This window comes from Haloterrigena turkmenica DSM 5511, assembly GCF_000025325.1.
GTDB lineage: Archaea > Halobacteriota > Halobacteria > Halobacteriales > Natrialbaceae > Haloterrigena > Haloterrigena turkmenica.
Genome location: NC_013744.1, coordinates 526,293 through 549,988 on the forward strand (window position 1 = coordinate 526,293; position 23,696 = coordinate 549,988).

The 23,696-nt window shown below is 64.8% G+C and carries 23 protein-coding genes and 3 pseudogenes; 10 read left to right on the plus strand and 16 right to left on the minus strand.

Annotation, left to right across the window (positions count from 1 at the left end):
• Position 1: 1 nt before the first annotated feature.
• The 3 genes from HTUR_RS20835 to HTUR_RS20845 form a co-directional block, all read right to left on the minus strand.
• Complete coding sequence (locus HTUR_RS20835; RefSeq protein WP_012945321.1) at positions 2-1,402, minus strand: permease; 1,401 nt, start codon at positions 1,400-1,402, stop codon at positions 2-4.
• A 244-nt stretch (positions 1,403-1,646) separates the two neighbouring features.
• On the minus strand, positions 1,647-2,936 hold the full coding sequence (locus tag HTUR_RS20840) for an MFS transporter (protein ID WP_012945323.1): 1,290 nt from the start codon (positions 2,934-2,936) through the stop codon (positions 1,647-1,649).
• Between the two features lie 3 nt (positions 2,937-2,939).
• Positions 2,940-4,049 (minus strand): MBL fold metallo-hydrolase, encoded by a 1,110-nt coding sequence (locus HTUR_RS20845; protein ID WP_012945324.1) that lies wholly within the window; start codon positions 4,047-4,049, stop codon positions 2,940-2,942.
• Positions 4,050-4,138: 89 nt separating this feature from the next.
• Here HTUR_RS20845 and HTUR_RS20850 point away from each other — a divergent pair, with 89 nt between their 5' ends.
• A complete protein-coding gene (locus HTUR_RS20850; protein ID WP_049942024.1) occupies positions 4,139-4,873 on the plus strand; it encodes a helix-turn-helix domain-containing protein in 735 nt (244 codons plus the stop codon).
• 103 nt (positions 4,874-4,976) lie between these two features.
• Here the strand turns inward: HTUR_RS20850 and HTUR_RS20855 are convergent, their stop codons facing one another.
• A complete protein-coding gene (locus HTUR_RS20855) occupies positions 4,977-5,255 on the minus strand; it encodes a hypothetical protein (protein WP_012945326.1) in 279 nt (92 codons plus the stop codon).
• Between the two features lie 235 nt (positions 5,256-5,490).
• Here HTUR_RS20855 and HTUR_RS20860 point away from each other — a divergent pair, with 235 nt between their 5' ends.
• From HTUR_RS20860 to HTUR_RS20880, 5 genes are all read left to right on the plus strand, one after another.
• Positions 5,491-5,934, plus strand: coding sequence for a pyridoxamine 5'-phosphate oxidase family protein (locus HTUR_RS20860; protein WP_012945327.1), 444 nt, complete (start codon positions 5,491-5,493; stop codon positions 5,932-5,934).
• A gap of 87 nt (positions 5,935-6,021) precedes the next feature.
• Positions 6,022-7,389 carry a hypothetical protein gene (locus tag HTUR_RS20865; protein WP_012945328.1) on the plus strand — a complete coding sequence of 456 codons (1,368 nt, stop codon included), beginning with the start codon at positions 6,022-6,024 and terminating at the stop codon, positions 7,387-7,389.
• 298 nt (positions 7,390-7,687) lie between these two features.
• A complete protein-coding gene (locus HTUR_RS20870; RefSeq protein WP_012945329.1) occupies positions 7,688-8,002 on the plus strand; it encodes a hypothetical protein in 315 nt (104 codons plus the stop codon).
• Positions 7,996-8,400, plus strand: a complete 405-nt coding sequence (locus HTUR_RS20875; RefSeq protein ID WP_012945330.1) for a hypothetical protein — start codon at positions 7,996-7,998, stop codon at positions 8,398-8,400. The genes HTUR_RS20870 and HTUR_RS20875 overlap by 7 nt, the downstream gene beginning before the upstream one ends.
• A gap of 87 nt (positions 8,401-8,487) precedes the next feature.
• The gene (locus tag HTUR_RS20880) at positions 8,488-9,507 is read left to right on the plus strand and encodes a DUF7544 domain-containing protein (protein WP_012945331.1); all 1,020 of its coding nucleotides are present in this window, start codon (positions 8,488-8,490) and stop codon (positions 9,505-9,507) included.
• A 149-nt stretch (positions 9,508-9,656) separates the two neighbouring features.
• Here the strand turns inward: HTUR_RS20880 and HTUR_RS20885 are convergent, their stop codons facing one another.
• The 4 genes from HTUR_RS20885 to HTUR_RS20900 form a co-directional block, all read right to left on the minus strand.
• Positions 9,657-10,256 carry a VIT1/CCC1 transporter family protein gene (locus tag HTUR_RS20885; RefSeq protein WP_012945332.1) on the minus strand — a complete coding sequence of 200 codons (600 nt, stop codon included), beginning with the start codon at positions 10,254-10,256 and terminating at the stop codon, positions 9,657-9,659.
• 4 nt (positions 10,257-10,260) lie between these two features.
• Complete coding sequence (locus HTUR_RS20890; protein ID WP_012945333.1) at positions 10,261-10,554, minus strand: DUF211 domain-containing protein; 294 nt, start codon at positions 10,552-10,554, stop codon at positions 10,261-10,263.
• A gap of 150 nt (positions 10,555-10,704) precedes the next feature.
• Positions 10,705-10,944, minus strand: a complete 240-nt coding sequence (locus HTUR_RS20895; RefSeq protein ID WP_012945334.1) for a cation transporting ATPase C-terminal domain-containing protein — start codon at positions 10,942-10,944, stop codon at positions 10,705-10,707.
• Between the two features lie 90 nt (positions 10,945-11,034).
• Entirely contained in the window at positions 11,035-13,794 is a 2,760-nt protein-coding gene (locus HTUR_RS20900; RefSeq protein ID WP_012945335.1) for a bacterio-opsin activator domain-containing protein, read from the minus strand.
• 225 nt (positions 13,795-14,019) lie between these two features.
• Here HTUR_RS20900 and HTUR_RS20905 point away from each other — a divergent pair, with 225 nt between their 5' ends.
• Positions 14,020-14,355 carry a DUF7344 domain-containing protein gene (locus HTUR_RS20905; RefSeq protein ID WP_226377523.1) on the plus strand — a complete coding sequence of 112 codons (336 nt, stop codon included), beginning with the start codon at positions 14,020-14,022 and terminating at the stop codon, positions 14,353-14,355.
• Between the two features lie 136 nt (positions 14,356-14,491).
• On the opposite strand, the pseudogene HTUR_RS20910 reads toward HTUR_RS20905, so the two are convergent.
• From HTUR_RS20910 to HTUR_RS28125, 4 genes and pseudogenes are all read right to left on the minus strand, one after another.
• A pseudogene (locus tag HTUR_RS20910) lies at positions 14,492-14,700 on the minus strand (aminotransferase class V-fold PLP-dependent enzyme); the annotation flags it as partial.
• Positions 14,701-14,972: 272 nt separating this feature from the next.
• Complete coding sequence (locus tag HTUR_RS20915) at positions 14,973-15,473, minus strand: hypothetical protein (RefSeq protein WP_012945337.1); 501 nt, start codon at positions 15,471-15,473, stop codon at positions 14,973-14,975.
• The gene (locus HTUR_RS20920; protein ID WP_049941984.1) at positions 15,466-16,146 is read right to left on the minus strand and encodes a nucleotidyltransferase domain-containing protein; all 681 of its coding nucleotides are present in this window, start codon (positions 16,144-16,146) and stop codon (positions 15,466-15,468) included. Before HTUR_RS20920 ends, HTUR_RS20915 begins: the two co-directional genes overlap by 8 nt.
• A 272-nt stretch (positions 16,147-16,418) precedes the next feature.
• A pseudogene (locus tag HTUR_RS28125) lies at positions 16,419-16,628 on the minus strand (ribonuclease HI family protein); the annotation flags it as partial.
• 393 nt (positions 16,629-17,021) lie between these two features.
• Between HTUR_RS28125 and HTUR_RS20930 the strand changes: the two are divergent.
• The 3 genes from HTUR_RS20930 (at position 17,022) to HTUR_RS20940 (ending at position 19,790) form a co-directional block, all read left to right on the plus strand.
• Complete coding sequence (locus HTUR_RS20930; RefSeq protein ID WP_012945339.1) at positions 17,022-17,462, plus strand: DUF302 domain-containing protein; 441 nt, start codon at positions 17,022-17,024, stop codon at positions 17,460-17,462.
• Positions 17,463-17,464: 2 nt separating this feature from the next.
• Positions 17,465-18,025 (plus strand): class I SAM-dependent methyltransferase, encoded by a 561-nt coding sequence (locus tag HTUR_RS20935; RefSeq protein ID WP_012945340.1) that lies wholly within the window; start codon positions 17,465-17,467, stop codon positions 18,023-18,025.
• A 127-nt stretch (positions 18,026-18,152) separates the two neighbouring features.
• On the plus strand, positions 18,153-19,790 hold the full coding sequence (locus tag HTUR_RS20940) for a multicopper oxidase family protein (protein ID WP_012945341.1): 1,638 nt from the start codon (positions 18,153-18,155) through the stop codon (positions 19,788-19,790).
• Positions 19,791-19,840: 50 nt separating this feature from the next.
• On the opposite strand, the pseudogene HTUR_RS20945 reads toward HTUR_RS20940, so the two are convergent.
• The 4 genes and pseudogenes from HTUR_RS20945 to HTUR_RS20960 form a co-directional block, all read right to left on the minus strand.
• A pseudogene (locus HTUR_RS20945) lies at positions 19,841-20,383 on the minus strand (DUF2243 domain-containing protein).
• A gap of 111 nt (positions 20,384-20,494) precedes the next feature.
• Complete coding sequence (locus tag HTUR_RS20950; protein WP_012945342.1) at positions 20,495-20,839, minus strand: four-helix bundle copper-binding protein; 345 nt, start codon at positions 20,837-20,839, stop codon at positions 20,495-20,497.
• Positions 20,840-20,916: 77 nt separating this feature from the next.
• Complete coding sequence (locus tag HTUR_RS20955) at positions 20,917-21,642, minus strand: DsbA family protein (RefSeq protein WP_012945343.1); 726 nt, start codon at positions 21,640-21,642, stop codon at positions 20,917-20,919.
• 88 nt (positions 21,643-21,730) lie between these two features.
• Positions 21,731-23,623 (minus strand): polysaccharide deacetylase family protein, encoded by a 1,893-nt coding sequence (locus tag HTUR_RS20960; protein ID WP_049941986.1) that lies wholly within the window; start codon positions 23,621-23,623, stop codon positions 21,731-21,733.
• Between the last annotated feature and the right edge of the window lie 73 nt (positions 23,624-23,696).

Here is a 23,696-nt window from a genome sequence, read left to right on the forward strand (position 1 = left end):
ATTAGTGGTGATCGTGGTCGTGGGAGTCGTCCGCATGTACCATCGGTCGCTCGGTCGCATAGGTGCCCGGCTCCGCTTCGAACGTCTCCTTGCACGTCTCCGAGCAGAAGTAGTAGGTCGTTCCCTCGTGCGTGGCGGCTGGCTCACTGCCGTCAGTCCGCATGCCACAGACCGGGTCGCGGTACGGTCCGGGCGCACCGAGACCTCGGCGGTAGACGTACAGGAGGAAGCCAGAGAGTGCGAACGCGATGAGGTTGAGATAGAAGGTGTAGTCGAGTTCGAAGTACGTCTGATCGGTCGCCGTCTCGCCGCCGGCCAGGTTAGGGACGATCCCGAGCGCGTCGAACAGCAGTTCCATGAGAAAGCCCGTGAAGGCCATCGTTACGAAGAAGACGCCGAGAATGTACAGCATGACCTTCCAACCGTAGTACTTCCGATAAATGTTCAACACGGGGATCGTGATGAGGTCGGCGTAGACGAACGCGATGACGCCCGCGAAGCTGATACCGCCGCCCCAGAGCGCGACCGCGAACGGAACGTTTCCCATGCTCCCGACGAAGCTGATGACGGCGATGGCGACGCCCATGATCGCGTTCTCGGCGGTCACGAGCAGACTATCCCCCTCGAGGAACAGCGCGTTCCAGACCCACTGGGGGACGAACACGATGACGAAGCCCGAAATGAGAAATCCCGCGACGACGTCCGTCCAGATCATCGACCACTCCTTGCGATACTGGTTCCCGACCTTGTACCAGCCGCCCCACGAGCGGAGTTCCTCGCGCCAGCCGCCGCGACTCGAGGTTTGCTGCCGATAGGTCTCCAGACACCCCTCCGAGCAAAACTTCAGCGTCTCGCCGCCGTCGGTCGCGATGGTATACTCGTCGTTCCCTTCCATCCCACAGGTCGGATCCTCGGTGGTTCCCGACTCGCGGTCGCGCTCCTCGAGTGTTTGCCGAACCTCGTCGAAGAGTGCCTCAGGCAGCGTCAGATGGACGATCACCGCCATCACCGCGATGAGAACGACTCCACCGAGGAGTTCAGCGAGAAGGAACTCCCAGCCCAGCAGAATGAGGATCATCAGTCCGAGTTCGACGATCAGGTTCGTCGATGCGAACATGAACGCGAGGAAGTTCACCACGTGTGCGCCCTTCTTGAAGAGTCCTTTTCCGATGGCAACGGCACCGAAGCTACAGCCGCTGCTCGCCGCGCCGAACGCCGTCGCTTTCGCGAGGCCGGCGAGGGTTCCTTCTCCCAGCACTGCTGCCATGCGCTCTTTCGAGACGTAGACCTGCACGAGGCTCGTGATTATCAGCCCCATGATGATCGCCCACGCCCCCGTCCAGAGGAATCCGACGCCGATACGGAGCGACTCGAGGACACCTTCGACGAGCGTTGCCTCCATGGTTGACACTTCGTCGGAATCGGCTATTGCACTTGTCCTTTAGAAATATAGAGTTACGGCCGCAGTGGACAATGGATTCGAAAGTCTATCGGGCCCATCCGTTATTCTTCCCCTTCGGTGTTCGCTTCGAGGGCGACGATAGCACAGGAACGATGGGACTCGCCTCCCAATAGTTTCGCGCCGAGTCGATGTGCCCGCCTCTCGAGTCGGCGTCGAATCAACGGTCTCCCGACTGTCCTCCCCGTCAGTCTTCAGGCGCCGCGCCGTGTGGCGTCTCCGGAGCCGGTGCCGGCGGTTCGTGCGTGCCGAATTCGGGATGGGTCTCCTCCATCCACACGTACACGACGGCACCAGAAAGGAACATCAGGATCGCGGTCATGTAGAATGCGGCTTCGGCGTTCACGAACTCCATCGAGAGGCCGATCAGGATCGCACCGACACCGTAGCCGGCGTCGCGCCACATCCGGTAGACGCCCATGCCGGCCGACCGCCACGTCGGATGAGCCGCATCGCTCGGCACCGTCATCAGGTTCGGGTAGAGTAGCGCCATCCCCAGCCCGGAGACGCCAGCCAGAACAGCCCACGGGAGGTAGCTCTCGACGAACACCATTCCGAGAACGCCCGCACCGGCGAGGAGCATTCCCGCGACGACGGGCGGGCGGCGGCCGATGCGATCGGCGAGGCCCCCGGTTCCGATCTGGAGGAAGTACATCGCGCTGTGGACGCCGACGACGACGCCGACGGCTTCGATCGCGAGCCCCTGACTCGTGAGATACAGCGGCACCGCGATCCAGAACAGCGTGTCGACGAAGTTCTCGACGTGGCCGGCCTGGGCCGCCGCGAACAGCGTCTTGTCGCCGTAGGTCGCTCGCTTGAGCACCTCGTCGAACGGGAGGTTCGCGTCGCGGTGGTCGTCGTCGGCCTCCATCTGTGCGAGCTGGACCGTCTCCTTGATGAGGAAAACGGAAACGAGGAACGCGAACACCACGACGGCCGCGAGGAAGTAGAACGGCTCCGGCCGGAGGCTGGTCTGGCCGGCGATGACGCCCGTAATCCACGCGCCTGCCGCGACGCCGGTGTAGCCGAACGCCTCGTCGATGCCGACGGCGAGCCCGCGCTGGTCGGGTCCCGCGAGATCGATTTTCGCGTTGATCGCCATGCTCCAAGTCAATGCCTGATTGATCCCAAGCAGGACGTTCCCGACGGTGATCCAGCTCCAGCTTGGGGCGTAGATGAGAACGATCGGGATCGGGAGGGCGGTGAGCCAGCCGAGCACGAGCACCGGTTTGCGACCGTACTCCTCGCCCCACTTGCCGGCGTAGAGATTGAGCAGCGCCTTGACGAAGCCGAACGAGACGACGAACGAGCCGATGACGAGGAACGACTCGACGCCGAGCACGTCCTCGCCGAGGACGGGGACGACGGTACGCTCCGAACCGATCGTCAGCCCCGTCGCGAACACCAGCAGGACGTGCAGCGAGAACTGCTCGAGGTGTTCGCGAATCCCCTGTTTCAGTTCAGTTCCCTCGCTCATTGGTTACTCGGCAGCACAGCGGTTCGGACCCAGTTCGAGTTCGGACAGTTCCTCGCCGGGGACGTCCTCCCGCCCGACGTTCGCGCGCTTGACACGCTCGAAGTTCGGCGGATGGTCCGGGATGTCCGAGGCGAGCGTCTCAACGAACTTCTCGCGGTCGCGTTCGAGGTCCGCGTTCCGTTCTCGGACCTCGCTCAACGTCGCCGCCACCGGCGGCTCCGGCGACCCGGGATCGTGCGCCGGGAGGACGACCGCGTCGTTGGGGCGGTCAAGCAGGCGCTGGAGGCTCTCGTAGAGCGTCGCAGCGTTAGCTTCGACGTCGGAATCCTCGAGTCCGGCCTCGACGCCGAGTTCGACGCGGCCGACGCTTTCGTGGAAGAGCGTATCGCCTGTGAGCAGGGCCTCGCCCTCGAGATCGAACGAGACGCTGCCCTCGCTGTGGCCGGGCGTATGGATTACCTCGACATCGACCGACCCGATCGCGATCGATTCACCGTCCTCGATCGGATTCGCGTCGATCTCGAGCGCATCTTTCGGATGGAGGGAGTACGGAACATCGTGTCGCTCGGCGAGTTCCGCACCGCCGGAGACGTGGTCGGCGTGGGCGTGCGTATCGAAGACGGCGACGAGGTCGGCGTCGTAGTCCTCGAGAATCGCTTCGTACTCCTCGTGGTAGTGCGAGGGGTCGAACACGGCAGCCTCCCCGTCCGAAATCAGGACGTGAGAGAGACATCCCTTCCCCGGACGGGCGACCTGGACGAGCGTTCCGTCGAGGTCGGTCGGGACGGGGTCGCTCCGGTGAACGCGACTCCATCCGTTCATCCCGTCGGCCAGCGTCTCGGCATCGTAGCCCAGCTCTCGCAGAACGTCCGTCGCCGTCTGCGAGATGACCCCTGCGGCGCAGACGGTGACGATCTCTCGATCCTCCGGGAGATCCGCGAGAGTTTCTTTCGCCGCCTCCGTGTCGGCGGTCAGGTCGTCGTAGACGTCGACGTTGACGCTGTCGGGAACGTGCCACTCTTCGTAGTCGTCCCGGTAGCGGATATCGAGCACGAGCACGTCTTCGTCGTCGTGTAACCGGTTGCCGAGTTCGGTCGGATTAATTTCGGTCATCGATACGTGTTCGTATGGACGGGACTGGAATAGCAATGGTGCGGGACATGACCGGCACCGTTAATCACTCCGAGATCGAACGGTGGCGTATGAGTCTGTACGAGGCCTCGTTTCGACTGAAACACGAGTGTCCCTACCGTGAGATTTCGGAGCGCTATCCCGATCTCACGATTCGCGAGTGGTACCTGAGCGACTGCCAGGTGCTCGAGATCACTTCCGCGGAGGCGCCGACCGACGAGTTGCTCGAGGAGATCAACGGGATCGGAACGGTCCTCCACGAGTCGATCGACGACTCGGGGCTCCACATCGTCACCCAGTCCTGTCTCTGCTCGCTCGAGGGGTCGATCCTGGAGCGGTTCGAGGAACACGATTGCCTCTATCAGCCGCCGACGATTCACCGGCAGGGCTGGGAGCATTACACGGTGATTGCGTTCGACGAAGCCGATGTGCGGGCGCTGTTACGGGATCTCGAACGGGACCGGGATATCGAACTGCTCTCCAAGACCGCCATCACGGAACAGCAGATCCCACACAGCATGTTGGCGCCGGTCGATCAGCTGTTCGAGGACCTCACCGACCGCCAGCTGGCAGCGTTACAGCTGGCGCTGGAGAACGGCTACTACGAACAGCCTCGAGGGACGTCGCTCAGAGAACTGGCGTCACAGACGTCGGTGGCCCGCTCGACCTACGAGGAACACCTGCGGAAAGCGGAGAACAAGCTGATGACGAACGCCGGCGCGTATCTGCGGTTGGTGACGTCGGGGTCGGCAGGGAATCCGCTGCAGTCGGGCCGGTCGGGAACGTCCGAACAGCGCGCTGACTGATCGCTCGAGCGTCCGCACGCGTTTCTGTCGGCGGCTCGCTTCGCCGTCGACGGCGTACCACGCGATCGGTGAACGGATGCGACGATCGCGTTCGAGCAGGCAGTCAGTCCAGACGAGGACCATCGCTCGTCTGTCTGCGTTCGACGCCGGTGAGAAGGGAAATGCATCGACCTGCGAGGACTGCAGCGAGAAGGATCGGGAACATCGTGAAGACCAGCGTCGTGAGCGGCACCGTTACGTCCCCCTCGAGGGCGATCGCGATTGTCATCCCAGCGATCGTCGGGGCGAGCAGGGCGCCGAACACAAGACCGACGCCGGCGAAGACGTAACCCCACGGCCGGCCCTGCCAGAGCCAGCTGCCGGCGATCGAAAGCGCCGGCACGACGATCGCGAGATCGACTTGGTCTCGTCCCAGAGCGGCCTGCCCATCGCCGCATCACCACAGAAGAGCGTGCTATCGTCCAGGAGGACGGAGATCGAGTCCGGGGTGCGCTCATCTGGGTTTGTTTCGCCAGTATCGGCGTGTTCGGGCGCGAAGTGCTAGCGGGCCGTGCGGTGGGTGTCGCCCCCTGTCGTCGACCCCCGTTCTTCATGCTGATTGTGGGTGTTCGTTCCGTATGGATCGAGTCGAGTACGTCTACACGATCGGAATGTCCGACGAAGAGATCGAAGAACGCCTCGAGCGCGTCGAAACCGGGGTACTCGCGCTCGCGGCCGATGACGACGCGTACGCGATTCCCGTCGCACACCACTACGAATCGGGCTCGCTCTACGTCCGGCTGTCGACCGACGGCTCGAGTACGAAGCTCTCGTACCTCGAGGACACGGAGACTGCGTGTTTCACGATGTACGACGTCGGCGAGTCCGGCGACTCCTGGAGCATCGTCGTCACCGGGCCGCTCCGGAAACTGACCGGACGAGAGCGGACGCAGTTCGACGAGACGGCGGTCAACGAGTCGTTCCTCGAGCTCCGGATCTTCGACGAGGACGTCGCGGCGGTCGATCTCGAGATCTACGAGATAGAGACCGAGACGGTTACCGGTCGGCGGACCGGCGAGTGACGCTGCTTCGCGACGGGGGCGAAGACGGCGAATCGAGGCTACCGATTTACGTTCGCCGTCGTCGCAGTGATACGGTGACACAGAGCGATGACACGAAACGCCTTCACGAGCGATCCGTCTGTTGGCTCCGACTCGTCGATGCTGATCGACCGGTACCTGGCCGAGTACGACGTCACGACGATCCGCCACGCGGTCGTCGACGCCGATCCCGAGACGACCTACGAGGCGATGCTTACCACCGACCTGCTGGACACCGGGCCGATCGTCCGCGCCCTCGGGGCGCTGCGAGCCGCGCCGATGGCGATCGCGCGCCGAATCCGAGGGGATTCCGGGGCGCCGCCGCCCGAGCGGATGCGGTTCGTCAACGTTCCGGAGACCGACGAGTGGACGCTGCTCGACGAAGCGCACGGCGAGGAGTTCGTCTTCGGTGCGGTCGGGACGTTCTGGAAACCGGAGATCGAGTGGCGACGGATCGACTCGGCGGAGTTCTCGGGGTTCGACGAGCCGGGGTACGCGAAACTCGCGATCGGTCTGTCGGTCCGCCCATACGGCGAGGGGCGAACGCTGCTGTCATACGAGGCGCGCACCGCGACAACCGACGACAGCGCCCGCCGGAACTTCCGACGGTACTGGCGCGTCATCGGCCCGTTCGCGGGCTACCTGATGTCGCGCGCGCTCGAGCGGATCGAGGCCGACGCGGAGACCCGAGCGAGCGGGGAATCGACGGAGTCCAGTCCCGAGGGCGAAAAACGAGGTCGCGGGAACGAGACCGGCCGACGAGTCCTTGCCACAGCCGCGGTCCTCTTCGCGGGCGCCTACCACGTCGCGATCCGACCCTGGCACCGTCGCTGGGGTGCGACCGAAGACGAAGCGCGAGGGCCGCTCCCTGGCGACGACCTCCTCCCGGACGCGTCGGAGCAGGTCACCCACGCGATCGAGATCGACGCTCCCGCCGAGGCGGTCTGGCCGTGGCTCGTCCAGATCGGACAGGACCGCGGCGGCTTCTACAGCTACGACTGGCTGGAGCAAGCCGTCGGCGCGGATATCCACAACGTCGATCGGATCGTCCCGGAGTACCAGGACCTCGAGGAGGGCGACGTCGTCAGGTTGGCGCCCGAGGACTATCCCATCTCGTCGCCCGAATCCGCGCCGGAGGTCGCACGGTTCGACCCCGAGCGAGCGCTCGTCCTCAGGCCGTCCGGCGACTCGCCGGCGTGGACCTGGGCGTTCGTCCTGAAACCGATCGACGAGGGGACGACGCGACTGCTCGCTCGCATGCGTTCGAATCCACGCCGGTCGTCGATCGGGTCGCGGGCGGCGCATCCGATCCTCGGCGAGGCGGTCGACTACCTCTTCTGGGAACCGGCGCACTTCCTCATGGAACGAAAGATGCTTCGGGGAATCAAACGCCGCGCCGAACGGGTAGACCGAACGGAGTCACCCACGATGGCCTGAGGGTCCGTCGGCTGCCTATCGATTCGCGCCCGGTCCCGTGCGATTGACGGGACGTTCGAGCCCGCGGTCGCAAAAGCCATTTCAACGGTGCTCGGTGTACTAGATTCCAGCGAACGGAGAATAAAAGCCATGGAGCCGAACCGACTCCGGGCCGTTTCTCGCGAGAGTCCGGTACCAATCTAGAGCCGGACCGAGGTTAGCCACGGGACTTCTCGCGCTCGCCGTCGGACTGGCGGGAAACTCGCTTCTCGGTCCGCTGGGCGCCGACATCGTCGAGTATCCGCTCTCGGAGACGCTCGTGAACCAGACGATCGGACTCGAGGCCGTCTCGCTGCTGATCGTCGCACCGTGGAGCGCTGCGGCGGCAGTGCTCGTAATTCGTGGCGACCGTGCGGGATCGGTACTGGCCGTTCCACCGGCCGCATACGCGGCGTACATGTTCCCCCAGTACGTCGTCGGCCCGCAGTACCTCGAGTACTCCCCTGTGATCGCGCTCCACCTGTCGATCTTCGTTCTCAGCGGTGGCGTCCTCCTGCGTGCGGGACCCGTATCTCGGTCAACCACCTGCCGGCACTGTCACGGCGGAGAGAACGGCTGCTTGCGGCCGTGTTGATCCTTCTCGCAGGTTTCACGCTTTCCCGTTACGGCTCCGCGCTTCAGGGGATACTGACCGGGGGTTCGTTCCCCGAGGAGTACGCCGCCGATCCGTCGACGTACTGGTCGATCTTCCTGCTCGACCTCGGCGTCGTGGTGCCGGTCACGCTCGCGGCCAGCGCGGGCCTCGTTCGAGGGGCGGCGTGGGCCGAAAAGGCGCTGTATGAAATCGTCGGCTGGTTCGTCCTCGTCCCGATCTCCGTCTCGGCGATGGCGATCACCATGCCGGTCAACGACGATCCGAACGCCGCTATCGGTAACACGGTTGTACTCGGTATCGTCGCCCTGCTGTTCGCCGGATTCGCCGCTCGGCTGTACCGTCTCCTGTTCCGTGAGGAAACGGGGGACACCCTGTGAGCCGGACGCGGCGATTCGACACGGTAGACGATCGAACGGGAGGTCTGACGCAGTAGTTTTATTTCACTATTCGTCGTATGTGATTCGATGGCCTGGTCCGCTATCGACGAGCTGCGCCCGGCGTTCGAGGCGACGAGAGGACTGTTGCTTCCGTTCGATCTGCGACGGTGGCTCGCGCTCGCGGTGATCGCGTTCTTCGTATCGGGCGCCAGCGGTGGAAACCCCGGCGTCTCGACGACGGCCGGGGATACGCCGCGGGACGAGTCGCCGGTTGCCGAACCGCCACCGCCGATCGACGGTCCCATCGCGATACCCGAAATCAATCTCGGCTGGATCATTCTGGCGATCGGAATCGCTGCGGCGATCGGGCTCGTGCTACTGTTCTTCGGCGCGGTCATGGAGTTCGTGTTCGTTCGAGTCGTCACCGACCGCGACGTTCGATTGCGAACGCATACGCGAGAAAACGTCTCCAACGGTGCGACGCTGCTCCTGTTTCGAATCGCGCTCGTCCTCGGCATCGCGATACTGATCATAGTCCCGGCCGTCGTTTCCTTGTTCTTGCTCTCTCCGCTCTTCCTCGGGCTGCTAGCGATCCTCTTCGTGCCGATTCTCATCGCAGTCGCGATCGGTATCTGGCTCGTCCACCGGTTCACAGTCGACTTCGTCGTTCCGGTGATGCTCCTCGAGGACAGAGGGATTCTCGAGGCGTGGGGTGCGTTTTGGCCGGCCCTGAAGGAGGAGTGGAAGCAATACGGCGTGTACGCGCTCGTTCGCCTCGGGCTCGGCGTTGTCGCGGGATTCGTCGCGGGCATCGGATTCGTCGCTATCGGTCTCGTCCTCGCCGTCCCGTTCGGAATCGTCGCAGTCGTCCTCTATCTCGTCTTCGAAACGGCGCTCGGATTACTATCGATCGCGATCGGCGCACTGGCAGTGATCGCCCTCTCGTATGTGCTGTCGGTACTCATTGCGGGGATAACGCTCGTTCAGGCCCCGATCCAGACCTATCTTCGATACTACTCGCTGTTCGTGCTCGGTAGCATCACCCCGCCGTTCGACGTAGTGCGTTCGCTTCGGTCGACGGAGACGGATCAGACCGATGCGGGGTAGCCTCGATGTGCGGTCGTTCGTTCCCAACGGATCCCGTCACAGCCGTCGGCCGTAACGCGGATCGATCTCGGCCGATTATCGGCATCTTTTCGAACGGAGGTCCAGCCCCGCAGGTTCAAAGAACCGGCTCCAGCGCACGAGCCGCGGCTTCAGCCGGGCAGGAACAGGTTCAGAATCGCGACGACGATCCCCGCGAGCCCCATCCTGACGCCGGCGACGATCCAGTTCTGTTTCGAGATCGAGCCGAGATACGCACCGAATGCGAACAACACGCCGACGCCGACGGCGATGGCGAGCAGCGTCGCCTCGAGCATGGAGACGACGACGCCCTCCGCGAGGAAGGGAATCAGCGGCAGGAGAATGCCGATGAGCGGGCCGATTCCGCTCGCCACCGCGTTGACCTTGCGAGCGCCCGCCCGCCGCTGCTGGACCGCCGTGTCCTCGAGGTCGGTCAGCATCGCTCGCTCGAGCTCCATCAGTTCGGCCTGTTTCTCGGCGCGTTCGATCTCCCAGACGCTCCAGATCCCCGACGTTCCCAGTCCGACGGCCGCGCCGAGACCGATCGTGATCACGGTGAGGCCGTCGGAAACGCCCGACAGGTAGGCGCCGACGACGACGCCGATGCTCGTCAGGGTACCGTCGAACCCGTTCGAGATGAAGTATCGCCGCGAGATCGATCTGACCTCCTCGTCCTCGAGGAGACCGCGAAGGGCATCGAGGCGGTCGCGAAGCCGAGTCACATCGCTCACCGCCTCACCGATCCTGCGGCGTGTCGATCTGTTCGACGAGGTGCTCGCCGCAGACGACCTGATCGATCGAGTGAATCGTCCCGCCGAGGTCGGTGATCGCCTGCTCGAGCGCGTCCGCATCGATGCCGTCCCCTTCGATCGTGAGCTTGAGGTTCTGAACCTCGCGATCGGTCTCGACCAGAACCACGTTGACGCCGTCGGCGCCCGGGCAGTCGGCGGTAACGTCGGCGAACTCGAGGATGTTCGGCTCCTGTGGTTTCATGACGTCGAGGACGAGCCGTCGTATCGGTGGCGACATACCCTGATGCTCGCGGGCGATGCCCTTAGTGGCGGGGGACGATCTGCAACCGCGTTTACGGTACTCGTGCCTACGACGAATGGCAGTTTATAGAGAACGGGGACGCGTCGGATCTCGCTGCTGTCCGCGTTCCCCGTGTTGACCGACCGCTTACGGCTCGAGTCGCCCGACGAGCACAGCGACGGCGAGATACGCGGGGAGACAGACGACGACCTCCGCGGCGATGAGTCCCCAGTCTCCCGCATCGAGGGGCACCGTTCCGAAGTACCGGTTGAGCGGCATGTAGAGCACCGCGAGCTGGAGGGCGATCGACGTCGCGACGGCGGCAGCGCTCGCACCCGCCGGGCGTGACGCCGCGCGCGTCAGCGACGTGGGCGACGGGGTCGTCACGGCCGCGGTCCGAGAACGAGGGCGACGACCGCCCGGAGGCGTCACGACGACGTCGACGAAGCGGCGACACGGGTTCCACGGGTCCGACGGCTATTCCGTCGATCGGTTCTGTCCGGACCTCGACAACAGCGAGTCGAACACCTTTCGCTGCGCCTTCCGAAGGTGCTGATTGAACGTCGGCGGTGCGATTTCCAGCGATTCGGCGACCTCCTCGCCGGACGCGTCGCGCGGCCACTCGTAGTAGCCCGCGTGGTATGCCGCCTCGAGGGCCGATCGCTGGCGATCGGTGAGGACCGCCGTCAGCGCGTGGCGAGCGCGGTCGGTCGTGTCCTGCCGTCGTTCGAGCTGACGGTGTTTCAGTAGTTCCGCCGTGGGGTAGGCGTCCTGCACGACGTTGACAACCTGTCGGACTTTCGCACCCGACGCCACGTGGATCGTCATGCGATAATCGCCGCCTTCGATGACGGCGCTCTCGACCGACCCGCCGAGCGAAGCGACCGTCGACAGCACCGGCGGCTCGGAGAGTCGGAGTTCGAACCGCGTCGCTGCGTCGCCGCCTCGATACGTGACGGCTTTCCAGTGGGGAAGCGTTTCGACGATCGCCTCCAGGCCGTCGATCGCGTCCGGAGTCGCGCTCCCGTAAACGAGGAACTCGTCGTCCTCGATCGGGACCGTGTGGTCGAGCGTGATCCGTCCGGCCGACGGAACGTCGAGGTCGAGTTCGTCCAACAGATCTCTAATTCGGAAGTCGAGTTCGACGACGTCGTCGCTCATCAGGGCACGCTTGCGCTCTGTCGAAGCGATGGCGTGACCGATCACATCCCCCAGTTGGCCGAGCACGGCGCGCTCTCGACCATCGAACGCGTTCGGCCGATCGGCGTAGACGCTCAACACGCCGTAGATGGTCTCTTCGTGGACGATCGGGATCGCGGCCGACGACCGGATCTCGTACTCCTCGAGGTGGCCCCGCCAGGGTTCGTATCTGGAGTCGTCACGGATATCCTGCGTGGTCTGGATCTCGCGTTTCCGAACGGCCCTGCCCGTCGCTCCGCCGCTTCGCTCGTCGTCCGGATCGACGGAGATGGCGATCCCCTCGAGGTACTCCGCCACGCCGCCGGCCTCGGTTCGAACGTTCACCGTCTGATCGGCGGCGTCGACGTCGCCGATCCACGCGAACAGATACGAGTCCGTCGCGGCGAGGTGCTCGCAGACGCTCCGCTCGATCTCCTCGCGCGTCGACCGGTCGATGGCCTCATCGATGATGTCGCGGACGACGCCGTTGAGGGAGTCGAGCGCGGCGAGTTGTTCGTGCTGGCGCTTCAGTTCCCGCTCGCGATCGTTCCGGTCGATGGCGGTCGCGAGTACGTTCGCGACCGACTGAACGAAGGCGACGTCGTGTTCCGAGAACGCCCGGTGATCGGTGTCGTGGACTCCGAGGACCCCCCAGGGATCCTCACTGGAACCGATAATGACGCTGATACCGCTCGTGACGTCGTGGTCGGTCAACAGGTCGGGCCCGCTGAAGCGCGACTCCGAGTCGAGGTCGTCTACCAGGACCGGATCCCCAGACGCCAGCGTATAGGCGGCCTGTGACTCGTCTTCGATGGCCGAGACGGTCGTCGTTCCGACGACGTTCGGATCCCAGCCGGAACCCTGTCGCAACCGGAGTTCGTCGGCGGTCCGATCGAGAACGAGCGCCTTGGAGTAGTCCGTCTCGAGCGTCGTGGTGAGCAGGTCGGCCGCGTCGGCCAGCAGTTCGTCCAGGTCCCGGCTCTCGAGCGCCCGCTGACCGAGGTCCGCAACGACTTCCTGTTGCCGGATCCGTCGTCTAAGCGTCCGTTCCCGTTCGATGCGATCGGAGACGTCGCGAACCACGCCGCAGCGGCCGTCGGTTTCGCCCAGCGGGAACGGGGCCAGCCTGCTCTCACACGGAACGGTCGCTCCGCCGTCGGTCTGTAGATCGAGCTCGATGGTCGCGGAACCTCGTTCGCCCGTCGCGATTTCCTCGGCCAGCGACTCGGCCCGCGTCGTGATCTCGGCGTCGTGGACGGTCGTCGCGTGCGCCCCGAGGAGTTCGTCCCGGTCGTATCCCGTCAGTTCACAGAAGCCGTCGTTGACCGCGACGAACCGGGCGTCCTCGTCGACCGCGTAGACGCCGTCGGGGACGGTCTCGACGAGCCGCTCGTACTGTTCGAGTTCCCGTTCGCGCGACGCGCGCTGCTTCCGATCGGTGACGTCGTGGTAGAGTTCGATCCGTCCGCCCGCGTACGCCCCGGTCTCGATCGGCTCGCTGCGGTGCTCGAGCCAGCGCGGTTCGCGCTCCTCCTCCGCCGTCACGCGACACTCGAATCGTTCGGCGTACGTGTTGTCGTCGTAGGTCGCCAGAACGGTGTCGACGAACGCGGTCGCGTCGTCGACCGCGGACGCGATGTCGGTCTCGACGAGTCGGCGTTTGTTCCGCCCGAGGACGCGCTCGCGGTCGAGATCGAAGTATCGCTCGGCCGTCTCGTTGAGCCACGCGACGTTGAACGACTCGTCGAGGACGAACACGCCGATGTCGGTCCTGTCGAGAGCGGCGGCGAGCAGGGACTCGGCTTCGACCGGCCAGTCTCCGGAACCGAGCGGTCGATCGGTTCTCGCCGACGGGGGCCGCCACCACACCCGGGCGCTCGCCCCGACGCGCTTGGTCTCGAGTTCGCCGCGTTCGACGAGTCGCTCCAGTCGCTCGTACGTGCTCCGTCGACCGAGTTCGAGATCGTCCGCCAGTTCGGTCGTCGTCCGCGGGATCCCGGCCTCGTCGAAGAGCGCGAGCGTCTCCCGAAGGGCCTCCGTCAGCGATCGAGACGTCATTACGGGGGATTAGCGACGCGGGCGCATTAACCCTCCGCCGGTGGAGGCAACTCGGGGGCGATTTCGCGCTGACCGGGATCGAAGTCCGGAGTCGACGCGAACCGCGTCGGACTTATCGAGTCGGCGCGCGGATTTCACCTATGTGGTTTTACCGTGGTCTTACGACCGACCGTCTGCTGAGTGTGACGTATGGTGACCTCGCCGGTCGACCGGAGGACGTTCAAGATGATCAACTCTGTACGCGCCGCATCCGATGCGGGCGAACTGACCGCGAGCGAGTGCCATCGATTACTCGCGGACGAGCGACGTAGAATGACGCTCGACGTGCTCGCGGGGCGAAACGATCCTATCGACCTCGCCGAGTTGGCAGTCGGGATCGCGGCACGGGAAGACGGTGTGAACGAGGTAGACGAATCGACCGTGACGAGCGTGGCCCGCTCGCTCCACCACGTTCACCTCCCGAAACTCTCCGATCACGGCGTGATAGAGTATAATTCGGACGCGAACCGCATCGAGTCGTGTCCGCACCGACTCGACGGACTGTTTTCGGACGGCGAGTAACGACATTCGGTTCCGCGCAAGAGCGAGTTCGCTCGGTCGACGTCGCCGGTGGTATTGACCGCGTAGATGGACGCCCGAACGGCGTTCAGCGACGGCAGCGATCGGACGACGATACCGTCGGCGGCGAGGCGCTCGATTCCGCGACCGGCAGTCGCGTTCCGTGGGTCCGCGTGCCTGCGCTGAAACAGGCGAGTTTGGCATCGGCGATGGTCTCGCCGAATCGCTCGAGATCGATTCGGCCGGCGTCGGTCTCGACGACGCGAACGTCGACGACTCCCACTCGAGACACTGCCACGGGAGGACGCCGGTCGGATGCTCGAGATCCGTCCGGACGATGACGTCGCCTCCTGGAGAGCGGAATAGCCGCCCGGAGTTCGGTCGGCGTCATCGCCGTACTCGGTTGCATGTGCTCTCCAACGAAGCCAGAAAATGATAATAATCTTGAACATGCTATGAAATGCTGGTGCTGGCCACCATGACCGATCTATTCGCCAACGAGCGATGGCAACCGCGCTCGTCATCCGTGAGAACAGCCCGGGTTGAATCCGTTTCAGCCCTGCTTCTTATCCGTCGATTCGCACCGATAGTGGGAGATCTGAAACGGACGAGTGCGCGCGCTACGAATTGGGCTCGGGACAGCGACACTCGTGACCCTGAGAAGAGCGACCGATGACGAAGGCGTGGATTTCGCTGGCGAGTGTATACATCGCTTGGGCCCGTTCCGCTGAGGCGAGTCCGTCCTGATAGTACGTTTTCGCTCGATGGTTGCGCCAGAGATCGGCGAGATCCTCGGCTGCGGGTTCCGAAAAAATGCCGACTGCAGCCGCCTCTCGGTACACGCCCGGATGTGTTCCGGGGAGATCATCCGGTTCCATCGTGCCGCGCTCGAGGAGTCGGAACTCGACTGTCCGTTCGATCGCAACGAACGAGGCTTCGATGACAAGCGTATAGTACGCAGCGTCGTGCAGGGCTTCGGCGCCGGCGAGCAACCGACAGGCCTTCCGCAACTGGAGGAGCGCCGCGTCTTCCACGTCGAGTCCGGGTTCGACGTCCGCCGGTCGCCGGTCGAACGCCGCCTGTGCGTTGCCGATGAGCTGTTCGATTCGCGTGCTACTCATCGGTGATCACCGCCTTGCGGATGGAGTGGAGTCGTTCACTGCCATCCACCGTCACGCCCTCTGTGAAGATTTCACGGAGCTTTGGACCCGCCCGCCGCGCACTCTCCGCGGATTCGACGTACGGTTCGAAATCGAATCGATCGCCGTCGAATCGTCGTTCGCTGAGATCGGCGACAATATCTGACACGACGCGTCGCGCACTCGTCCGATCGCCGTCGACGACGACGAACAGATCAATGTCGCTCTGTCGATCCGCTTCGCCTCGAGCGACGCTTCCGAACACGATGATGCCGAGAACGTCTTCGATGGCGTCAGTCTCGCGAACTGCTTCTCGGATGCGGGTTACGAAGGCTCGAATCGGTTCGTGGAACTCCGATTGCTCGATCGCGAGTATCGGATCGTCTTTTCGGAGTCGATCCGGGTCGATCGAGACGTAGTTTCGTTGCGGAGTTTCTCGAATCCGAACGGCACCGATACTCTCGAGGAGGTCGACCGCCCGCCAAACCGTCGATCGAGTGACGCCCGTCGCGTCGACGAGGTCAGGGATCGTAAACTCGGTCTCGTGGGCATCCGCGAGCAGTCGGAGGATATCGTCTGCGGCTCCGATGCGGAAGACGTCAGTCTCCGCACCCGGATAGGCGTCGATGCAGACCGTTATATCTCGTCCCGCCATTTCAGACACTATCTGATCTTGTGCAACGACATTTAAATAGCTGGCGGCAGCAGCCGCCGGAGCGACATCGAACACCTGTATGATCGTCTTTCGGGAGGCCGCCATCGACGACGACATGTCGTTGATATGAGGTCGTCGCACGACATCGGGAGCGATGTCAGTCGAATCAGCACCGCCCGGCTGCGTGTTTCCGTCGAACGTTTGCTGTGGATTTCGTTGGCAGTCGGACTCGAACAGCCTCTCAGTCGGTGCCAACGCGATTTCCCGATCTACTATCCCGGTCCGAAGACCGCGATATCGGCGCCCGCCGTCGCCAGTGCGTCAGCGGGGTTCGGATCGCTGTCGGCCAGATGCGTGTACCGGTGGGACAGGATGCTCGACAGCGTCGCCGCGACGCCCTCGCTGTACGTCTCGACGCCTGGTTCCGTCTAGTCGTCGCCATCCCAGACGTCTCGGATGACCGTCATCGAACCAAGATTGATCGCGCTGGCCGATCTCGTATACGATGCGCTCCTCGAACTCGCGCGGTCAGCCATCGGGGCGTCATCGGGCTCGCCGCGTGTCCCGCCTGCGTCGGACCGATGTTCGCCCGCTGCTCGCGGGCGGCGTCAGCAGTTCCTCGGTGGTCTTGGTAGCGGGACGGTGGGAAACGAAATCGCGACGGTCCTGTTTCTCGTCGCGATTTCGATCCTCTCCCATCGACGGCGTCTCTGGCGTCTCTACAGACCGCCCGGAGCTGAGCGAACTCCCGACGAGTAACGGCGCTCGCCGGTGAACACCGGTACCCCGCAGCGACCGACGAGCGGCCGGTCTCGACAGCCGGACCGGGACGAGATTCGGAAGTGATTTTCGTTGTGACCCCAATACTGTACACGATGACATTGCCTATCGACCCTGCCCAGATCGAGCCGGACGATATCGGTGCGAAACAGACGACCCTCGAGATGGACCACGAGGAGGCGATCGAACGCGTCCGCGAGGTGTTCACCGACGCGGGGTTCGGCGTTCCCGTCGAGTTCTCCCCCTCGGAGTTGCTCAACGAGAAGGTTGACGCCGACCGCGACCCCTATTACGTGCTCGGTGCGTGTAACCCGGCGGTGGCCGACCGAGCGCTCGATGCCACTGACGGGAAACTCGGTGCGCTGTTCCCGTGTAACGTCGTCGTCTGGGAGGAAGAGCCCGGTCGACAGCGCGTCTACCACGTCTCGATCATGCGAATCGCGCGACTCGTCGGGATGGCACCTGACGACGACGAGATGGCGGACATCGTCGCGGAGACCGGCGAACTCGTCGATAACGCATTCGAGGAACTGTAACCGTGGGCTACCACACGTTCGACGCAGAGCGGGCGGACAAGCTGGAACGGGCCGGACGGCGATACCGATTCCTCTCGGCCGAGGAACTGCTGTGGGCGCTCTCGCTGTCGCCGGACGACACCGTCGCCGACCTCGGCAGCGGCACCGGCTTCTTCACCGACGACGTCGCACCCCACGCCGGTAAGGTCCACGCGGTCGACGTCCAGGAGGCGATGCACGAATACTACCGAGAGAAAGGCGTCCCGGAGAACGTCGCCCTCGCGACCAGCGACGTGAGCGACCTCCCGTTCGACGACGACGCGCTCGACGCCGCGTTCTCGACGATGACCTACCACGAGTTCGCGAGCGACGACGCGCTCGCGGAGATTCGACGAGTCCTCGCGCCCGACGGCCGACTCGTCGTCGTCGACTGGGCGTCGACCGGCTCCGGCGAGGATGGTCCGCCGGTCGACGAGCGATACAGCGCCGAAGAGGCGACGAATGCCCTCCGCGACGCCGGATTCGTCATCGAACACGAGGCCGTCCGACCGGAGACCTTCCTGCTGATCGCGACGCTCGGGTGAGAACGCAAGCGATCCGTGCGGGAGTGGCTCCCGGACGGTTCCGAGGTCACGTTTCGCAGACGCAGACCGAGACCGATATGTGGTGGCATGCCCCTCATTTTTCATCGCGGTCGTGGACGGTTCTGTGATGGACGACAACGATCGAACCGTTCCACGACGGCAGGCGTTGCGTATCGGCGGCGTGACGCTGTTCGGGACCGCGGGACTCACGAGCGGGATTGGATCGGCCGCACTCGAGCGGACCGCACAGGAGAACGAGGACGACGAGGCTGGAGACAACGGCGGCGGACTCGAAGAAACGCTGGTCGCCTCGAGCGGGGAAGTCGACGTCGGAGCGGACGAGAGCACCGAGACGTGGGTATACGAGGAGCAGCTTCCCGGACCGGAACTCCGCGTGAGCGAGGGAGAGACGCTCCGCGTTTCGCTCGAGAACCAATTGCCCGAGGGGACGACGATTCACTGGCACGGCGTTCCCGTTCCGAACCCGATGGACGGCGTTCCCGACGTCACGCAGGACCCCGTCTCGTCCGACGGGACGTTCGAGTACGAGTACGAGGCGTCACCGGCGGGCACGTACGTCTATCACAGCCACGTCGGGCTGCAACTCGACAGGGGACTCTACGGGCCGTTGATCGTCGAGGAGGAGTCACCGCACGTCGAGTACGACCGCGAGTACACGCTACAGTTCGACGATTACCTCGCGGAGGAGCCGGCGCTGGACTCGATCGGAGCCCCGCCGGGCGGCGGTGACGGAATGGGGCCTGGCGGCGGACCGGAGGGAGATGGCGACGGCATGGGTCCCGGCGGTGACGGGATGGGCCCCGGCGGTGAAGGTGGTGGTGGTGGCCCAGGCAACGGTCGTGGTCCCGGCGGCGACGGCATGGGTCCCGGTGGCGGACCTGGCGGAGACGGCAATGGAATGGGACCTGATGGCGGACCTGGCGGAGACGGCGACGGTATGGGCCCGGGTAGTCAGATGATGAGTCAGCGACCGCCGTACGAGGGACTTCTCGTCAACGGCCGCCTCCCGTCGGAACCGCCGGTGTTCGAGGTCGAAGAGGGCGAGCGCGTTCGGCTGCGGTTCATCAATCCGAGTAGCACCACGACCTATCGCGTCGGCGTCGGCGGCCACTCGTTGACCGTCACGCACGCCGACGGCCGACCGGTCGAACCCGTCGAAGTGGACTCGTTCGTGATGAGCATGGGCGAGCGCTACGACGCGATCCTCGAGGCCGACTCACCCGGCGAGTGGGCCGTCGTCGCCGAACCCGTCGTCGGCGACGAGGACCCTGCGGAGGCGAGACTGCGCTACGAAACTGCCGACGATGGCTCCGCCGAACGGCCGGGGTTCGACGGTCGAGAACTCGAGTACGGCGACCTCGCGACGCTCGAGCCGCTGGAACTCGACGGGGAGCCGGACCGGACGTTCGACCTCACCCTGTCGGGCGGGATGATGGGCGGCGCCGACGCTGACGCGTGGACCATCGACGGCGAGGTGTACCCGGACGCCGACCCGTTCGAGATCAGCGAGGGCGACCACGTCCGCGTGCGGATGGTGAACCGCAGTCCGGCGATCCACCCGATGCACCTCCACGGCCACTTCTTTCAGGTCGGCGACGCGGTCAAGGACACCGTCCTCGTCGCGCCTCACGGCGATCAGGTGACGTTCGACTTCCGCGCGGACAACCCCGGCGACTGGCTGTTCCACTGTCACAACGTCTACCACCTCGAGCGGGGGATGGCTCGCGTGTTCGAGTACGACTGAGCGGGCCCGACGGTGGGTTCCGGAGCGCGGTCACCGGACGGCAATCGCGATCACGTCGGCCGATCGTCCGTCGCGCGCTCGTCTCGAGCGCCGGCGACCGACCGTCCGTCGAGCCGGATCACGGCGTAGCCGCCGACGATGAAAAGCGCGCCCGAAAGGAGGAAGGCGACGTCCCAGAGGAGGACGCTCCCCGGCCCCGCCGGCCAGACGTGGTGGATTCCGAGAAGCTGGTGGTTCACGAGTCCCTCGAGGAGGTTGAAGACGCCCCAGCCGAGGATCGTCGACCCGAGGAGCGCTCGTCCCGAGGGCGGAACGTCCGACCGTCGCCACGCACGAACCAGGAGGACGATCCCCGCGATCGTGAAGAGGTAGGTGCCGACGTGGAAGAGGCCGTCGGCGACCACGTTCAGCCGCAGATCGCTGAGAACGGTCGGATCCGTCCGGGCTGACAGCATGTGGTGCCGCTGCAGGATCTAGTGGAGGACGATCCCGTCGAAGAAGCCGCCTAGACCGATCCCGAGGACGATACCCGCTCGAACGAGCGGTTTCACTCGCTCGTGTAACCCGAACCACGTCTCTCCGTCACTGGCCATACCGAATGGTTGCGATTGAGGGAAAATCGTGCACTGCTATCTGCTGCAAGCGTGATCCGGACCGCACGAAATAAGACCCGCCTGAAACCGGAACCGCTGGGTCGGTTCGCTCTAGTTGGCCATGTTGCGGCACGACTCCGCGCACTCCGGCAGGACGTCCGCACACACCTGACAGTGCTCGTGATCGAACTGCTCGCACTCCTCGGCGCACGCCTCGCACGCGTCGGCACAGACCGCCGCCAGGTCGCCGTGATAGTCCGAGTCGCGAGCCATCAGTCGCGCGTGCAGCGTCGCCAGATCCGCCACGTCGCGGCAGAGCCGAATGCACTCGGCCATCTCCTCGCCGTGGTCGGCGCAGGCGTCCGCACACCACTCGCAGGCCTGTGCGGCCTCGAGACAGTTGTCGATGCACTCGTGCATTTCCTCGTCCGCGTGTGCAAGGTCTTGCAATGACATTACAATATTATCTCCGTTACGCGATTCAATCAAGGTCGCGCATGCCGCTGCAAGTCGCCGGCCCGGAGCAGTGTCCCTCACGCGTCCTCGATCCGTTCGATCGCCTCCTCGAAACGTTCCAGCGGCTGTGCGCCGACGAGCGATCCGGCGGCCTCGGACTCCGGATCGAAGACGACGAACGTCGGCGTGCCCGACACGCCGAGTTCGGTCGCCCGATCCGCATCGGACTCGACCGCGTCCTCGAGTTCCGATCGTCGGTCCTCGAGACACGACTCGAGGGCGTCCGCGTCGACGGCGTCGACCGAACGGGTGTACTCGAGGAGGTTCTCGGTCGACGCCCAGCCCGAATTCTTCTCGCCCTGTTGGTCGAATACCGCAGCGTGCCAGTCCCAGTAGGCGGACGAGTCGTCGTTGCGGACCTGCTCCCAGACGCACTTGCTCGCCACCGCGGCGGTCATCGAGTCCGCGCCGAAATACGGCAACGCGATCAATACGATGCGAACGTCGCCGGGGCCGACGTAGTTCCGGACCAGCTCGGGGAGCGTTTCGCGTTCGAACCGCTCGCAGAACGGGCACTGGAAGTCCGTCCAGTAGTAGATCTCGATCGGCGCCTCGGGCGATCCCATGATCGGCTTTCCGGCGAGGTCGACGCCGAACGCGGACGTCTCATCGCTCGAGTGAAACGACGGGGAGAGGTCGTGAGCCGCGTCGTCGGATCGCGAGAGATAGTAGGCGCCGCCGGCACCGACTGTCACGACCGAGCCGGCGAGGAAGGCGCGACGGGATGGCTGATCGAGTCCCATTGATCGAACTCGTTATCACGTTCACACCGCCGGGCCAAAACCGGTCCGTGGATTTGCTGGGTCAGCAAAACGACGCCGAACGGCGTCGCTACGAGTCGACGACCTCGAGCGTCCAGTCGCCGTCGGCCTCGACGTCGAGCCAGACGACCCCGCCCGCCTTGTACGACCGCGAGTTGTCGAACGGCCCGGTCCGGTGGACGAGTATCTCGCGACTGCCGTCGGCGCCGTGGCCGTCGACGATGAACTGCCCGTCGCCGTCGTGGGTCGCGACGACCCTGACGTCGCCCTCGGTCCACAGCGGCCCGACGAACGCCGATCCCGTCCCGGACGCCTGTACGGGGAGGTCAGCGAGGTCGTCGGCCCGGACCGCCGGCTGGGAGAGTTCGATCGACCACGCGCCGTCGGCGTCGACCTCGAGTCCGTACGACCCTCCCTCGACGGCCATGATCGACTCGCCGGTGGCGTTCTCCGCCGTCGTCAGCAGGTTCTCGCTGCGGCCGCTTCCGTCGACGCCGGTCACGTCGACGGCAATCGCCGACCCGTCGTGAGAGACGTTCGCGACGAGGACGCCGTCGTCGAGGCCGACCGTCTGCGAGTCGGTCGATCCGGATCCCTCGAACGCGTGGGACTGGCCCGCCTCGAGGACGACGCCGCTCGGACGCTTCGGGCTCGTCGTCTCGTTCTCGCCGTCGGCACGCTCGAAATCCCCGTCGACGAGATCGGAGGGCGTGACGACGTCGAGACCGCGGTGCTCGAGGTGATCGAGGAGCAGTCCGAAGTCGTCCAGCGACATCCGGTTCTCGTCGACGCCCACGTCGTCCTCGTCGACGATCCGCGGAACGCGCACGACGGTCAGCAGGCCGTACTGATCGGAGAGGTTGGCGTGGCGGCGAACGCCGGTGTGGAGCGCGGGCCCCCAGATGTACGGAATCATGTGCATCTCGGTCGGCGGCACGCCGGTCGTCCCGGAACTGTACAGGAACGCCGATTCGTGGACGTCACGGGCGACACCGTAGGTCTCCGCGTCCATGCGTCCGTCCGGAACGAACAGGTGGCGTGCTCCGTCCTCGAAGCCCTCGCTCGCGAGCGCGTCTCGAGCGCTCGCGAGGACCTGCCGCTGGCGGTCGGCGGGCTGTTCCGGAAGAGGGGTCGATACCTCCGGGAGCGAACAGACGTCCCACCCGCGGTCGCGGAGGTCGCGGAGTTCGTCGAGTCCCATCCGTCCCGCCTCGCCGATCTGCTCGGGGGAGACCGGAACCGCCGCCGCCCAGTCGCGCTCCGCGAGCATCTCGGCCGCGACGTCGTAATGGGACTCGTGCCCGCCGTAGAAGGCGAGAATCACCGCGCCGTTGGCGGCCGACTCGGTTCGGCGGAGATCGTCGACCAGCAACTTAGTCGGTCCGTCGTCCGGCCCGTCCGCGGTAATATTGAGACCGGTGACGTTCGATAGGTCCGGATCTTCCCCCGGCTTCTGCTGGTAGCCACAGTCCATTCGGAACCAGCCGTCGTACCCGTCCGGGACGATTCGAATACTGGTGAGTCGCTCGCTCCGCGTCGGTGCGAGGAACTCAACGATGATTCGATCGGCGGATTCCGGTTTGACCGCCAGTGAGGCGTCCCAGCCCTCGAAATCGATTCCGTCATCGAACCGAATCTCTAGACCGGCCGTCGCCTCATCGCTCTCGATGACCGCCGCTTGCGATCCGAGTCGCGCCTCGTCGGGAGCGGCCGAGAGTTCGCCAGTCCGGGGGGACCACTCGTCGAGATCCTCGAAGTCAAAGAGTCCCTGCCCCGCCTCGATAGCGGGCCAGTGCGGGGGGCCGGAAGCCATCTCCCTCTTGCCGACTCCATTGCCGTTCGCTTCGGATTCGCCGTCTGATAGCACGTCCATACAGCCAGCGAGAGTAGTCGATACGGCACCGAGTGCAGTGAGCATTCGCCGCCGAGACGAACCATCGTTTGCGTCACGTTCGTGATCCATTGTCGATAGGTTACTCATCGTTACGTTCTCTCCGATAGCGTAAACGGAACCGGTGATTTGCTGACCCAGCAAA

Coding starts and splice junctions, on each gene's coding strand:
- HTUR_RS20940 (WP_012945341.1), top strand. CDS start 18,153: ATGGACGACAACGATCGAACCGTTCCACGACGGCAGGCGTTGCGTATC.
- HTUR_RS20900 (WP_012945335.1), bottom strand. CDS start 13,794: ATGACGTCTCGATCGCTGACGGAGGCCCTTCGGGAGACGCTCGCGCTC.
- HTUR_RS20915 (WP_012945337.1), bottom strand. CDS start 15,473: ATGAGTAGCACGCGAATCGAACAGCTCATCGGCAACGCACAGGCGGCG.
- HTUR_RS20865 (WP_012945328.1), top strand. CDS start 6,022: ATGACACGAAACGCCTTCACGAGCGATCCGTCTGTTGGCTCCGACTCG.
- HTUR_RS20930 (WP_012945339.1), top strand. CDS start 17,022: ATGACATTGCCTATCGACCCTGCCCAGATCGAGCCGGACGATATCGGT.
- HTUR_RS20860 (WP_012945327.1), top strand. CDS start 5,491: ATGGATCGAGTCGAGTACGTCTACACGATCGGAATGTCCGACGAAGAG.
- HTUR_RS20845 (WP_012945324.1), bottom strand. CDS start 4,049: ATGACCGAAATTAATCCGACCGAACTCGGCAACCGGTTACACGACGAC.
- HTUR_RS20905 (WP_226377523.1), top strand. CDS start 14,020: ATGATCAACTCTGTACGCGCCGCATCCGATGCGGGCGAACTGACCGCG.
- HTUR_RS20960 (WP_049941986.1), bottom strand. CDS start 23,623: ATGGATCACGAACGTGACGCAAACGATGGTTCGTCTCGGCGGCGAATG.
- HTUR_RS20835 (WP_012945321.1), bottom strand. CDS start 1,402: ATGGAGGCAACGCTCGTCGAAGGTGTCCTCGAGTCGCTCCGTATCGGC.
- HTUR_RS20840 (WP_012945323.1), bottom strand. CDS start 2,936: ATGAGCGAGGGAACTGAACTGAAACAGGGGATTCGCGAACACCTCGAG.
- HTUR_RS20950 (WP_012945342.1), bottom strand. CDS start 20,839: ATGTCATTGCAAGACCTTGCACACGCGGACGAGGAAATGCACGAGTGC.
- HTUR_RS20955 (WP_012945343.1), bottom strand. CDS start 21,642: ATGGGACTCGATCAGCCATCCCGTCGCGCCTTCCTCGCCGGCTCGGTC.
- HTUR_RS20850 (WP_049942024.1), top strand. CDS start 4,139: ATGAGTCTGTACGAGGCCTCGTTTCGACTGAAACACGAGTGTCCCTAC.
- HTUR_RS20880 (WP_012945331.1), top strand. CDS start 8,488: ATGGCCTGGTCCGCTATCGACGAGCTGCGCCCGGCGTTCGAGGCGACG.
- HTUR_RS20920 (WP_049941984.1), bottom strand. CDS start 16,146: ATGGCGGGACGAGATATAACGGTCTGCATCGACGCCTATCCGGGTGCG.
- HTUR_RS20890 (WP_012945333.1), bottom strand. CDS start 10,554: ATGTCGCCACCGATACGACGGCTCGTCCTCGACGTCATGAAACCACAG.